This is a genomic window from Sphingomonas sp. Ell38C01 (genome assembly GCF_055231975.1).
Genome location: NZ_JBUYVA010000001.1, coordinates 2,727,825 through 2,740,106, shown reverse-complemented (window position 1 = coordinate 2,740,106; position 12,282 = coordinate 2,727,825). Strand labels below are relative to the sequence as shown.

The 12,282-nt window shown below is 69.7% G+C and carries 13 protein-coding genes; 7 read left to right on the top strand and 6 right to left on the bottom strand.

What is annotated here, in order from left to right; all coding sequences use genetic code 11:
* Positions 1–70: 70 nt before the first annotated feature.
* A complete protein-coding gene (locus tag ACV7NO_RS12955) occupies positions 71–1,036 on the bottom strand; it encodes an SPOR domain-containing protein (RefSeq protein WP_463406397.1) in 966 nt (321 codons plus the stop codon).
* 160 nt (positions 1,037–1,196) lie between these two features.
* Between ACV7NO_RS12955 and ACV7NO_RS12950 the strand changes: the two genes are divergently transcribed.
* From ACV7NO_RS12950 to ACV7NO_RS12940, 3 genes are read left to right on the top strand one after another with little or no spacing between them, the layout of a single operon-like run.
* On the top strand, positions 1,197–1,910 hold the full coding sequence (locus tag ACV7NO_RS12950; RefSeq protein WP_463406396.1) for an AAA family ATPase: 714 nt from the start codon (positions 1,197–1,199) through the stop codon (positions 1,908–1,910).
* A gap of 5 nt (positions 1,911–1,915) precedes the next feature.
* Positions 1,916–2,500, top strand: coding sequence for a hypothetical protein (locus ACV7NO_RS12945; RefSeq protein ID WP_463406395.1), 585 nt, complete (start codon positions 1,916–1,918; stop codon positions 2,498–2,500).
* Positions 2,501–2,518: 18 nt separating this feature from the next.
* On the top strand, positions 2,519–3,817 hold the full coding sequence (locus ACV7NO_RS12940) for an SPOR domain-containing protein (protein WP_463406394.1): 1,299 nt from the start codon (positions 2,519–2,521) through the stop codon (positions 3,815–3,817).
* Positions 3,818–3,911: 94 nt separating this feature from the next.
* Here ACV7NO_RS12940 and ACV7NO_RS12935 read toward each other — a convergent pair whose 3' ends face one another.
* From ACV7NO_RS12935 to ACV7NO_RS12915, 5 genes are all read right to left on the bottom strand, one after another.
* Entirely contained in the window at positions 3,912–5,123 is a 1,212-nt protein-coding gene (locus ACV7NO_RS12935) for a dihydroorotase (protein ID WP_463406393.1), read from the bottom strand.
* Positions 5,120–6,109, bottom strand: coding sequence for an aspartate carbamoyltransferase catalytic subunit (locus tag ACV7NO_RS12930; RefSeq protein ID WP_463406392.1), 990 nt, complete (start codon positions 6,107–6,109; stop codon positions 5,120–5,122). The genes ACV7NO_RS12935 and ACV7NO_RS12930 overlap by 4 nt, the downstream gene beginning before the upstream one ends.
* A gap of 49 nt (positions 6,110–6,158) precedes the next feature.
* Positions 6,159–6,578 (bottom strand): hemerythrin domain-containing protein, encoded by a 420-nt coding sequence (locus tag ACV7NO_RS12925; RefSeq protein ID WP_463406391.1) that lies wholly within the window; start codon positions 6,576–6,578, stop codon positions 6,159–6,161.
* A gap of 217 nt (positions 6,579–6,795) precedes the next feature.
* Positions 6,796–7,278: a Holliday junction resolvase RuvX gene (gene ruvX / locus ACV7NO_RS12920; protein WP_463406390.1), complete on the bottom strand. Its 483-nt coding sequence runs from the start codon at positions 7,276–7,278 to the stop codon at positions 6,796–6,798.
* 106 nt (positions 7,279–7,384) lie between these two features.
* Entirely contained in the window at positions 7,385–8,488 is a 1,104-nt protein-coding gene (locus ACV7NO_RS12915) for a DUF3089 domain-containing protein (protein ID WP_463406389.1), read from the bottom strand.
* Between the two features lie 98 nt (positions 8,489–8,586).
* Between ACV7NO_RS12915 and gatC the strand changes: the two genes are divergently transcribed.
* The 4 genes from gatC to gatB are packed head-to-tail and all read left to right on the top strand — an operon-like array spanning position 8,587 to position 12,263.
* Entirely contained in the window at positions 8,587–8,874 is a 288-nt protein-coding gene (gene gatC / locus ACV7NO_RS12910) for an Asp-tRNA(Asn)/Glu-tRNA(Gln) amidotransferase subunit GatC (protein ID WP_463406388.1), read from the top strand.
* Entirely contained in the window at positions 8,874–10,376 is a 1,503-nt protein-coding gene (gatA, locus tag ACV7NO_RS12905; protein ID WP_463406387.1) for an Asp-tRNA(Asn)/Glu-tRNA(Gln) amidotransferase subunit GatA, read from the top strand. Before gatC ends, gatA begins: the two co-directional genes overlap by 1 nt.
* 4 nt (positions 10,377–10,380) lie before the next feature.
* On the top strand, positions 10,381–10,800 hold the full coding sequence (locus ACV7NO_RS12900) for a hypothetical protein (protein ID WP_463406386.1): 420 nt from the start codon (positions 10,381–10,383) through the stop codon (positions 10,798–10,800).
* On the top strand, positions 10,797–12,263 hold the full coding sequence (gene gatB, locus ACV7NO_RS12895) for an Asp-tRNA(Asn)/Glu-tRNA(Gln) amidotransferase subunit GatB (RefSeq protein ID WP_463406385.1): 1,467 nt from the start codon (positions 10,797–10,799) through the stop codon (positions 12,261–12,263). The genes ACV7NO_RS12900 and gatB overlap by 4 nt, the downstream gene beginning before the upstream one ends.
* Positions 12,264–12,282: the final 19 nt, after the last annotated feature.

Below are 12,282 nucleotides of genomic sequence, written 5' to 3'. Positions count from 1 at the left end.
TCTCTGCTATCACGCTGAGAAGAAGGAAAGCGGGGCCCCGGATCAAGTCCGGGGTGACGGGCTTCTTGCCTTAGGGCGCCACCACCACGCAGGCCGCACCGCCTGCCTTCGCCGCGCCGCAGGCGCGGGTGGCGTCGGCCTTGGAGGCGAACCCGGTGGCCTGCAGGCGGGTGACCGCCCCGGCCTTCACATAGGCGGGGCTGCCGCCGACGCGCGCGCCGATGCGGCTCCACAGCGCCTGCGCGGCGCCGGGTTCGCGGAACGCGCCAAGCTGGACGCGCCATGCGCCGGCGGTCGTGCGGGCGGGTTTGGGCTCGCGGACTTCGGCTTTCGGTTCGGGGCGCGCGGGTTCGACGCGGACGACCTTGGGAGCGATCGTCTTTGCAGGCGGCGTCTTTTCGGGCGGGGCGCTGCCGAGGCGGGTCGGCGGGACCTTCGCGGGCTCGAGCGCGGTGGCGGGGATCACCTGTTGCGTCTTGGCGGTGCTCGCGATCTGTTGCGCGAGGACGAGGCCCTGCTGGCGCTGCTCGGGGGGAACGTACTGGTCGAGCTGCGCGAGCGTGGTCGAGGCTTGCGCGAGGCCCTGCTGCGACGAGCGGGTGACGAGCGCATAGGCGCGGACCCAGTCCTTGGGCACGCCGTCGCCGTTGAACAGCATCGTGCCCAGGACGAGCTCCGCGCGCTTCTCGTCGCGCGCGACCGACTTTTCGAGCCACGGTGCGGCCTCGCCCTTCTTGCCGTCCTGAAACAGCGAGAGGCCGTAATTGTCGGTGGCCTGCGCATGGCCCCTGGCGGCGGCCTTGGCGAACCAGGACTGCGCCATCGCCGGATCGACGGGGACGCCGCGACCGAGCTTGTAGGCCTGGCCGAGGTTGAACTGCGCATCGGCGTCGCCCGCGATCGCGGGGCCGCGCCATTCGGCGACCGCCCTGGGATAGTCGCCGCGGCTCCACGCATCGACGCCCGCCTTGACGTCCGCCGCGGCGGGGGTCGCCGCCAGCAGCGCGACCAGAGCCAGTCCCGGAAAAACCTTCATCGCCACGTCCCCGCTTCGTTTCGCGCATTCGTCTACTGGCTATCATGCCCCAGATCGCTGCCCGTGGCCAAGCCCGGTCGTTTCGATCCCGCATGTTTACCACTTCTTATGAACCCTCATGCCACTTGCCACACAGGACCAGTGGATTTCGAGGGGCAGCATGCGCGTTCTGGCGATGGCATCGCAGAAGGGAGGATCGGGGAAGACGACCCTGTCCGGGCACCTCGCGGTGCAGGCACAGCTGGCGGGCGCCGGCCCGGTCGTGCTGATCGACATCGATCCGCAGGGGTCGCTGTCCGACTGGTGGAACGAACGATCGGCGGAATATCCGGCTTTCGCGCAGACCACCGTCGCGCGGCTGGCCTCCGATCTGGAGATCCTGCGGCAGCAGGGCTTCAAGCTGGCGATGATCGACACTCCGCCTGCGATCACGATGGCGATCCAGAGCGTGATCCAGGTCGCCGAGCTGATCGTGATCCCGACGCGGCCGAGCCCGCACGACCTGCGCGCCGTGGGCGCCACCGTCGACCTGTGCGACCGCGCGGGCAAGCCGCTGATCTTCGTCGTCAACGCCGCCACGCCCAAGGCGCGGATCACCAGCGAGGCCGCGGTGGCGCTGTCGCAGCACGGCACGGTCGCGCCGATCACGATCCACCAGCGCACCGATTTCGCGGCCTCGATGATCGACGGCCGCACGGTGATGGAGTGCGATCCCAAGGGCAAGTCGGCTGCCGAGGTCGAGGCGCTGTGGACCTATATCTCCGACCGGCTCGAGAAGAATTTCCGCCGCACCGTGTTCGCGGTGCCGCAGGTGAACGGCGCGATCGGCGCGCGGCCGGCTGCGGGCGGCTTCGGCCGCCGCGTGGTGGGGTGAGCGCGATGTTCGGCAAATCGCACAAGAAGGCGCCTGTCGCGGTGAATCAGGGGGGGGCACCGGAGACGGTCAAGCCGCTCGCGTCGCTGTCGTCCGGTCTGCTGGCGCGCAAGGGCGGGGCACGCCCCGCGATGCGGCCGCAGGGCTATGGCAGTCTCGCCTCGCTGGCGACCGCGGGCGACGCGCTGGGCTGGAACGACATGGGTGCGGCCGAAGAGATTACCGCCCCGGTCGAAGCCCCGGTCCAGACTGCGCCGATCCCGCCGGTGCTGATCGAGCGCGAGGCGCTGAAGGAAGAGATCGAGGCCCCGGTGCCCGAGCCTGTCGCCGTACTCGACGATGCACGCTCGGTGTCACTGGCGACCGCGACGCGGCTCCAGCGCGAGACGGCGCTGGTGACCAAGAAGGGGAGCAAGGCGGCGTTCACGCTGCGGCTCGACGCGGATCGCCATCTTCGGCTGCGGCTGGCGAGCGCCACGCGCAACCGTTCCGCACAACACATCGTCACGCAGGCGCTCGACGCCTTTCTCGAATCGCTCCCGGAGGTCGAGGCGCTTGCGCGCCAGCTGCCGCCGGCCAAGCGTCGTTGATTGATCGGGGGATCCATCATGAAGACACAGACCCTTCTCAGCCTCAGCCTGTCGGCGCTGGTTCTCGGTGGCGGCATGGTCGGCTGCACCGCCAACGGCGGCGGCATCGCCTCCGCCTCGTCGAAGGCGGTCGGCGGCAAACAGGCGGCGGCGCAGGCGAACAAGGCGGCGAAGTGGCTCGCCAAGGGCGATGCGCGCGCGGTGGCGCCGGCGGAAGCCGCGGTCGCGGGCGATCCGCAGAACGCGTCGTACCGCGTGCTGCTGGGGCAGGCCTATCTGAAGGCGGGGCGGTTCACCTCGGCGCATGCGGCGTTCGCGGATGCGCTGTCGCTGTCGCCCGCGAACGGCAAGGCGGCGATCAACCTGGTGCTGACGCAGATCGCGGAAGGCCAGTGGGACGCGGCGCGCCGGACGCTCGACGAGCATGCCTCGACGATCCCGGCGAGCGACCGCGGCCTCGCGATGGCGCTGGCGGGCGATCCCGCGGGTGGCGTCGAGGTGCTCGTCGCGGCGACGCGTTCGCCCGATGCGGACATGAAGACCCGGCAGAACCTGGCGCTCGCGATGGCGCTGGCCGGGCGTTGGAAGGAAGCCAAGACGATCGCGGCGACCGACCTGCCGCCCGAGCAGGTCGATGCGCGGATCATGGAATGGGCGGCGTTCGCCAAGCCGAACTCGGCATCGGATCAGGTCGCGTCGCTGCTGGGCGTGGTCCCGGTGAAGGATCCGGGGCAGCCGGTCGCGCTGGCGCTGGTCGCGCCCGCTTCGGTGGGCGTGGCCAAGGCGGAAGCGCCGGTCGAGTCGTTCGCGCCCGGGCCGTCGGCGGCGGAGCAGGTTGCGGTGGCGGAACCGGCGCCCGCGCCTTCGCCGGTCGCCGAGCCCGCACCTGTCGTGATCGCGGCGCAGATGCGCGCGGATGCGCCGGTCGCGAAGGTGCCGGTGACGCTGCGTGCGACGAGCTACAAGACCAAGCTGGCGGCAGGCCCCGTCGCGGCGGCGGCACCGGCGCGGGTGGCGGCGAAGGGCAATTTCTACGTCCAGCTCGGTGCGTTCGACACCGCCGCGGTGGCCAAGGACGCGTGGGGGCGGGCGCAGCGCCGCTATGCCGCGTTCGCGACGCACACGCCGGCCGGGATGGCGTTCCAGTCGAAGGCGGGCAGCTTCTACCGGCTGTCGCTGGGCGGGTTCGCGCGCGGGGACGCGGATGCGATGTGCCGGAGCTATCGGGCGAAGGGCGGGACGTGCTTCGTGCGCGCCGGTGCCGGCGACCGGGTGGCGCAGTGGGTGAAGCCCGGGGTCCAGCTCGCGTTGCGGTGAGGCGGGACGTCATTCCAGCGGAAGCTGGGACCGCTTTGGATTGAGAGCCCGCCCGGAAATCGATCGACCCCGGCTTTCGCTGGGGTGACGGAGATCAGGCGATCTCGCGGCCGCCCTTGAAGACTCGCAGGACCTTGCCCTGGACGGGCAGGCCGTCGAACGGGGTGTTGCCCGCGCGGCCGGGGAGCGCGTCCGCGACGATCTGCCACGGGGCGTCGGGATCGACGAGGATCAGGTCCGCCGGCGCGCCCGGCTCCAGCGTGCCGCCGTCGAGGCCGAGCAGGCGGGCAGGGTTGCGCGCGAGCAGCGCGAACAGCCTGGCAAGATCCATGTCCGCATCGCGGGCGAGGCCGAGTGCGAGCGGCAGCAGCGTCGCCGCGCCTGCCGCGCCCGCGGCCGAATCGACGAAGGGCAGGCGTTTCTCCTCCGCATCGCGCGGATCGTGGCCCGAGCACAGGACGTCGATCGTGCCGTCCGCGAACGCCGCGAGCGCGGCGCGACGGTCCGATTCGCTGCGCAAGGGCGGCGACAGATGCGCGAAGGTGCGGAAGTCGCTGGTGGCGATGTCCGACAGGAGCAGGTGCGCGGGCGTGATGCCGCACGTCACCGCGACGCCGCGGCGCTTCGCGGCGCGGACGAGATCGAAGCCGGTGGCGGTCGTCACCTGGCGCAGGTGGACGCGCGCGCCGATCTCCTCCGCCAGCATCAGGTCGCGCGCGATCGCGAGCGGCTCGGCGATCGCGGGGGCGGAGGGGAGGCCGAGTCGGGTCGCGGTCTCGCCATCGGTCGCGACCGCGCCGGCGGTCAGCCCGCTGTCCTCGGCATGGACGACGACCGTGACGCCGAGGTCGCGCGCATAGGTGAGGACGCGCGCCATGACCCCCGAATCGGCGATCCAGCGCGCGCCGGTGCCGACCGCGCGTGCGCCTGCCGACGCGCAGATCGCCATCTCGGCAAGCTCGCGTCCCTCGAGCCCGCGGGTCGCGGCGGCGATCGGGTGGATCCACAGATCGGGCTTGCCGACGAGGCTGGCGCGCTGGACGATGCCGGGCTCGTCGAGGACGGGGGACTGGTCCGGCAGCAGCGCGACGCGGACGATGCCGCCCGCACGGAATGCGGCGCGATCGATCGCGCGGACGCCGAGATCGACGATGCCGGGGGCGAGCAGCTTCCCGGAGCAATCGATGACGGTCGCGTCGGCGGGAGCGTCCGTGGCGATGACGCCATCGACGACCGCGAGATCGCCGCGATGTTCGCCGTTGGTGGGGCAGACGATCCGGGCGTTTCGGAAGACGATCGCGGTCATGCCCAGCCCTCCACGCCGCGCGCTCGCCTGGTCAGTACGTCCATACAAGCCATGCGAACCGCGACGCCGGTCGCGACCTGTTCGGTGATCGCGGAGCGCTCGACATGGTCGGCGACCGCCGAATCGATCTCGACGCCGCGGTTCATCGGGCCGGGATGCATGACGAGCGCGTCGGGGGCGGCGCGCTTCAGGCGCTCGAGCGTGAGGCCGTAGCGCAGGTGATATTCACGCAGCGAGGGGACGTAGCCGCCCGCCATCCGCTCGGTCTGGAGGCGGAGCATCATGACGACGTCGGCACCCTCCAGCGCGGCGTCGAAATCGGTGAAGGGCCGGACGTACATCGCCTCGATCGCAGGCGGCATCAGCGTGGAAGGCGCGCAGACGCGGACCTCCGCGGCGAGCGAAGTGAGCGCGAGGATGTTGGAACGCGCGACGCGGCTGTGGAGCAGATCCCCGCAGATCACGATACGCTTGCCCGCGACCGATCCGCAGCGGCGGCGGATCGTCAGCGCGTCGAGCAGCGCCTGCGTCGGATGTTCGTGGCGGCCGTCGCCGGCGTTGAGGACGGGGCAGTCGACCTTGTCCGCGATCAGCGCGACCGCTCCGCTCGCCATGTGACGAATCACGATCAGGTCCGCGCGCATCGCGTTCAGCGTCATCGCGGTATCGATCAGCGTCTCGCCCTTCTTCACGCTCGACTGCGCGGCGTGCATGTTGACGACGTCGGCACCAAGGCGTTTTCCGGCGATCTCGAACGACAGCAATGTGCGCGTCGAGTTCTCGAAGAAGGCGTTGATCTGGGTAAGGCCGGCGAGGCGCTTGTCGGGCTCTGCATGGCGGGCGTTGGCGTCGATCCACGCCTCCGCCTCGTCGAGCAGGAACGCGATCTCGTGCGGCTGAAGTCCCTCGATCCCGAGGAGGTGGCGATGCGGGAAGACGGCGCCGCCGTCGATCATCGTGGCGGGGCGGTGGTCCGAGGCATGCATCGAGGGCGCGTGCTAGTCGGGCGGGGGCACAGGCGCAAGGGTAGCGGCGTCAGGCGCTGGCCGGATCGGTGTCGAGCAGCGGATAGAGATCGCGGTTCTCCCGCACGATGCGCTGGCGCAGCAGCGTCATCACCTGCCGCGTATCCTGCGCGAAGCCGGGCCAGTCGGCCGCCATCGCGGCGGCGGACCATTTGCCGACATAGGCGGTATGCGCGGCGGCGAGCCCGCCCATCTCGTCGGCGAACCGCGTGGCTGTTTCGCGGGCGCGTGAAGAGCCGGCGCTCGCAAGCCGGGGGTAGAGATGCTTGTCCTCCTTCGCCAGATGGACGCTGAGGACGTGGTTGAGCCGCCAGCGGGTCGAGGCGAAATCGTCGGGCGGGCCTGCGCCATCGGCGATCGCATCGAGCATGCGCTGCGCGAGCGTATCGAGTTCGTCATGTTCGGCGACGAGCTGCGCAATCAGTGACATGGCGGTTTCCCGACGCCGCGCGTCCGGCAGGTGGTGCAAGGCGTTGAGCCGGGACTATGACGGCCCCCTTTCCGTAGAGTTAAGACGGAACCGGCGCGGGTGGTTGCTTCGACCTTTGTCTGACGATTCGGGCGCTTTGACCTGCTTGCTCTTCGGGACCCCGGATCAAGTCCGGAGTGACGGGAGTGGGATGGGCGGTCCGTCAGACCGAGGTCGATTACGCCTCGTCTTGCGTGGAAACCGGAAGCCCGGCGAGCGCGTCGATCGCGGCCTGGAGGATATGCGCGGCGGCGAGGTTGTCGATCCGCTCGGCGCGTTTCGCGCGGCTCATGTCCTGCTCGATCATCGTGCGTTCGACCGCGACGGTCGACCAGCGCTCGTCCCACAGCAGGATGGGGCCGAGATCGGTGCAGTTGCGCGCGAAGGCCCGGGTCGATTGCGAGCGCGGGCTCTCGGTGCCGTCGAGGTTGAGCGGCAGGCCGAGGACAAGGCCCTGCACCGCCTGCGCCGCGATCAGGTCGACCAGCGCGGCCTTGTCCTTCATGAACTTCGTGCGGCGGACGAGCGTGGCGGGGCTCGCGAAGCTCCAGCCCGCGTCGCACAGCGCGGTGCCGATCGTCTTGGTGCCGAGATCGAGCCCGATCAGGCGACCCCCGGCGGGGAGCGCGGCGCGGAACTCGGCGGCGGCGGTGGTTATCATGGTTCGAAGTTCCAAAGACCGTTGGCCCTGAGCCTGTCGAAGGGCTGCCTCCCTCCTTCGCTGCAGAAGAAGGACCCCGCTTCGACAGGCTCAGCCCGAACGGATGTCAGCGTTGCGTCGTCAGCCGGCGTGCCGCATCGGCGCGGACATTGGCCCAGAACAGGCTGTAGTCGTAGACGTGATAGTTGTTGCCGGGGAGCACATAGCTGCCGACGTCGGGCGCGTCGCCGATCAGCAGGAAGCCGCGGCCTTCGCAGCGCGCGGGAACCTTGCCCGCGGCGATCGTGGCGGAGGCCATGTCGCTGCTGGGGAAGATGGTTCCGAGATTGGCGCTGGCGGGTGCCGAAGCGTCGGCGGTGCCGGTCAGTGGATTGGTGCAGACCATCGGGGTGCCGCGGCGCGGGCGGCCGTCGAACCCGGTGGTGGCGTCGTAGGTGTCGACGATCAGCGCTGGGTCGGCGGGTTCGGCGAAGGTTTCCCATGACAGGATGCAGCCGCGCTGGTCGGCGCGGGTGCATTGGGGCAGGCCGAGCGCGGCGAGATCGGTCGTCTTTGAGATCGGCCAGCCGACGACGTACGCCGCGACGATTCGCCGCGCGATCGGGCGCCCGGCGATGCGGTCCCGTAGCAGGCGGGTCAGGTGGAGCGCGCCCTGGCTGTGGCCGGCGAGGATGATCGGGCGAGTAGGGCCGGCCTGGCGCAGGAACGCGTCGAACGCGGCGAGGACGTCGCCATAGGCGAGATCGAGCGCGCGCTGCGCATCCGCCTCGCTTGTCAGGAACGCGCCGAAGGTGGCCTGGCGATAGCGCGGCGCCCAGACGTCGCCGACGCCGTTGAAGGCGCTCGCCTGCCCGCGCAGGAACAGCGCAGCGCGATCGTTGGCCTCGGCGTCGTCGAGCGGGGCGTTCCAGTGCGCGCGATTGAGGTAGGAGGTCGGGTGGATGAAGAAGACCGCGGCGTTTCCCTTCGTGCCTTCGGCGGTGAAGCCGGTGGGCGTCCACAGCGTCGGGTTGCCGGGGATGTCGGGGCGGGCAAGCCACATCGCCGTGTCGTCGTAGCGGGCATCCACGATTTTCGGCTGCGCGCGGAACGTCTCGCCCGGCACCATCGCGAGGCGGATCAGGTCGGTGCCCCAGATCCGGTACGCGAACGCGCCCGCGATCACGAGCGCGATGAGCGCGGCGAAGACATAGAGGAACTTGCGGGCCAAACGGGAACTCCAGCGGGATCTATGTGCCGCTGTGCCCGGCGCGGTCGGGGCGCGCAACATCTTGCGTCGCGGCGATGCGGGATGGTAGCGGCACCGGCATGTCCGTAGACACAGCCACCGTAAAGCGCGTTGCCGGCCTCGCCCGCATCGCGATCACCGACGACGATGCCGCGCGCATCGCGCCCGAACTCGACAACATCCTCGGCTGGATCGAGATGCTGGGCGAGGTCGACACGTCGCAGGTCGAGCCGATGACCGCGGTCATCCCCAACCATCTGCGGCTGCGCGACGACGTCGTCACCGATGGCGGCATCCGCGATCAGGTACTGGCGAACGCGCCGCAGGGCGAACACGGGTTCTTCACGGTGCCGAAGGTGATCGAATAGTGGTTTCTTCTCTAAGCACGGGCAACCTCACCGACCTGGGCATCCGCGCGATCCGCGACGGCGTGCGCGCGGGAACCTTCTCCGCACGCGAGGTCGCGGATGCGTTCATCGTCGCGGTCAGCAAGGCCAAGGCGCTCAACGCGTTCCTCGTCGAGACGCCCGATCATGCGATCGCAGCCGCCACTGCTGCCGACCAGGCGCGCGCGGCGGGCGAGACGCTGAAACCTATGGCAGGCGTGCCGATCGGGATGAAGGACCTGTTCTGCACGAAGGGCGTCCCGACCACCGCGGCGAGCCACATCCTAGAAGGCTTCACGCCGACGTACGAATCGACGGTCAGCCAGAAATTGTGGGACGCGGGCGCGGGGATGCTGGGCAAGCTGAACCTCGACCAGTTCGCTATGGGATCGTCGAACGAGACGTCCGCGTTCGGCAACGTGATCTCGCCGTGGCGGCGCAGCGACGGCGGGACCGCGCCGCTGGCGCCCGGTGGCTCGTCGGGGGGCTCGTCCGCGGCGGTCGCGGCGCGGATCGCGCCGGGCGCGACGGGCACCGATACCGGCGGGTCGATTCGCCAGCCCGCGGCGTTCGTCGGGATCTCGGGAATCAAGCCGACCTATGGCCGTTGCTCGCGCTGGGGGACGATCGCGTTCGCCTCCTCGCTCGATCAGGCGGGCGCGATGGCGCGCGACGTGCGCGATTGCACGATCATGCTGGAGGCGATGGCGGGGTATGACGCCAAGGACGCGACCTCGCTCAAACTCGACGTGCCGGAGTGGGAGGCGGGGCTCAACGCGTCGATGGCGGGCGTGCGCGTCGGCATCCCGAAGGAATATCGCGTCGACGGGATGCCGCAAGAGATCGAGGCGCTGTGGCAGCGGGGCATCGACTGGATGCGCGATGCGGGTGCGGAGATCGTCGAAGTCTCGCTGCCGCACACCAAGTACGCGCTGCCCGCCTATTACATCATCGCGCCCGCGGAAGCGTCGTCCAACCTCGCGCGCTATGACGGCGTGCGCTATGGCCAGCGCGACCTGCCGGACGGGGCGGGGTTGCAGGACATGTATGCCGCGACACGCGCGGCCGGGTTCGGCGACGAGGTGCGGCGGCGGATCCTGATCGGGACGTACGTGCTGTCGGCGGGCTTCTACGACGCCTATTATACGCAGGCGCAGAAGGTCCGCACGCTGATCGCGCGCGATTTCGAGCGCGCGTTCGAGCGATGCGACGTGCTGCTGACGCCGACCGCGCCGTCGGCGGCGTTCGCGCTGGGCGAGAAGTCCGCGGACCCGATCGCGATGTATCTGAACGACGTGTTCACGGTGCCGTCGTCGCTGGCGGGGCTGCCCGCGATGAGCGTGCCGGGTGGGCTCGACTCGGCGGGGTTGCCGCTGGGGTTGCAGATCATCGGCAAGCCGCTCGACGAGCAGGGCGTGTTGAACGCCGCGCTGGCGATCGAGGAGCGGGCCGGGTTCACGGCGCGGCCCGAGGCCTGGTGGTAACGCCATGGCGATAAGCGACCGCGCGTTCGCGGCGCGCAACGTCGCGGTTCTGCGGGAAGCGCATGGCGCGCTAAACGTGGCGTTCGGCGCGATCCTCAGCGCCTATGTCGGCGTGTCGATGGCCGAGATCGACAACCATCCGTTCGACCAGCAGTTGCTGGCGCGGTTCTTCCTCTCGCTGGCGATCTTCATCCTGTGCCTGTCGGTCGGCAACGGCGTGATCCTGCGTGGGGAGTACAGGCTCGGTGCAATCCTGCTTGCGGCGGGCGGCGTGGTTGCGATCGCGGCGCATCATCAGGCGGTCATGCTGGGCTTTCGCGGCGCGATCCTGCGCATCATCAGCGGATGCTGGGTCGTCGGACTGCTCGGGAGCAACGCGGTGCTGACCGCGATCAACTATCTGCATCATCGGAGCCGGACATGAGCGACTACCGAATCCAGGGCGAAACCGGCGAGTGGGAGGTCGTGATCGGCCTCGAGGTCCATGCGCAGGTGACGTCGAACGCCAAGCTGTTCTCTGGCGCGGCCACCGCATTCGGGGCGGAGCCGAACACGCAGGTGTCGCTGGTCGACGCGGCGATGCCGGGAATGCTGCCGGTGCCCAACCGAGAATGCATCCGGCAGGCGGTGCGCACCGGCATGGCGATCGACGCGCAGATCAATCGCTGGTCGCGGTTCGACCGGAAGAATTATTTCTACGCCGATCTGCCGCAGGGCTACCAGATCAGCCAGCTCTACCATCCGCTGGTCGGCGAGGGTGCGATCGAGATCAGCCTCGACGATAAGAACCCTGACGCCGCGGGAAAGACGATCGGCGTCGAGCGGATCCATGTCGAGCAGGATGCGGGCAAGCTGATGCACGACCAGCATCCGACGCGCTCGTACGTCGATCTCAACCGCTCGGGCGTCGCGCTGATGGAAATCGTGTCGAAGCCGGACATGCGATCGCCGCAGGAAGCGGGCGCGTACTTAAGCAAGTTGCGGTCGATCCTGCGCTATGTCGGGTCGTGCGACGGCAACATGGACCAGGGGTCGATGCGCGCCGACGTCAACGTCAGCGTGCGCAAGCCCGGCGATGAGTACGGCACGCGGACCGAGACGAAGAACGTCAATTCGGTGCGCTTCGTGATGGCGGTCGTCGAGCAGGAGGCGAAACGCCAGGTCGAGGTCATCGAGGGCGGCGGGCGGATCGTGCAGGAGACGCGGCTCTACGACCCCGACCGCAACGAGACGCGGTCGATGCGGTCGAAGGAAGACGCGCATGATTACCGCTACTTCCCCGATCCCGACCTGTTGCCGCTCGAGCTGGACGAGGCGTTCCTCGCGGACTGTCGCGCGAGCCTGCCCGAGCTGCCCGATGCCAAGCGTGCGCGGTACGAGGGGGCGGGGATCACGCGGTACAATGCGGCGGTGATGACCGCCGACGTCGACACCGCGCGCTGGTTCGACGCGCTGCTCGAGGCGGGCGCGGCGCCGGTGGCGGCGGCGAACTGGGTGACGTCGGAGCTGTTCGGCGCGCTCAACCGGCTGGGCAAGGACATCGCGTTGTCGCCGGTGTCGCCGGGGCAGGCGGCCGAACTGCTGGCGCTGGTCGCGGACGGGACGCTGTCGGGGAGTCTCGCCAAGCAGGTGTTCGAGGTGATGCTCGAGACGGGCGACGCACCGGGCCGGATCGTCGAGGACCGCGGGCTCAAGCAGACCAGTGATACCGGCGCGATCGAGGCGGTGATCGCCGAGGTGATGGCGCGCAGCCCGAACCAGCTGGAGCAGTATCGCGGCGGCAAGGAGACGCTGTTCGGCTATTTCGTCGGGCAGACGATGAAGGCGATGGGCGGCAAGGCGAACCCGGCGGTGGTGAACGAACTGCTCAGGAAGGCGCTGGGGTAAACTCGCGTCGAATCCACTT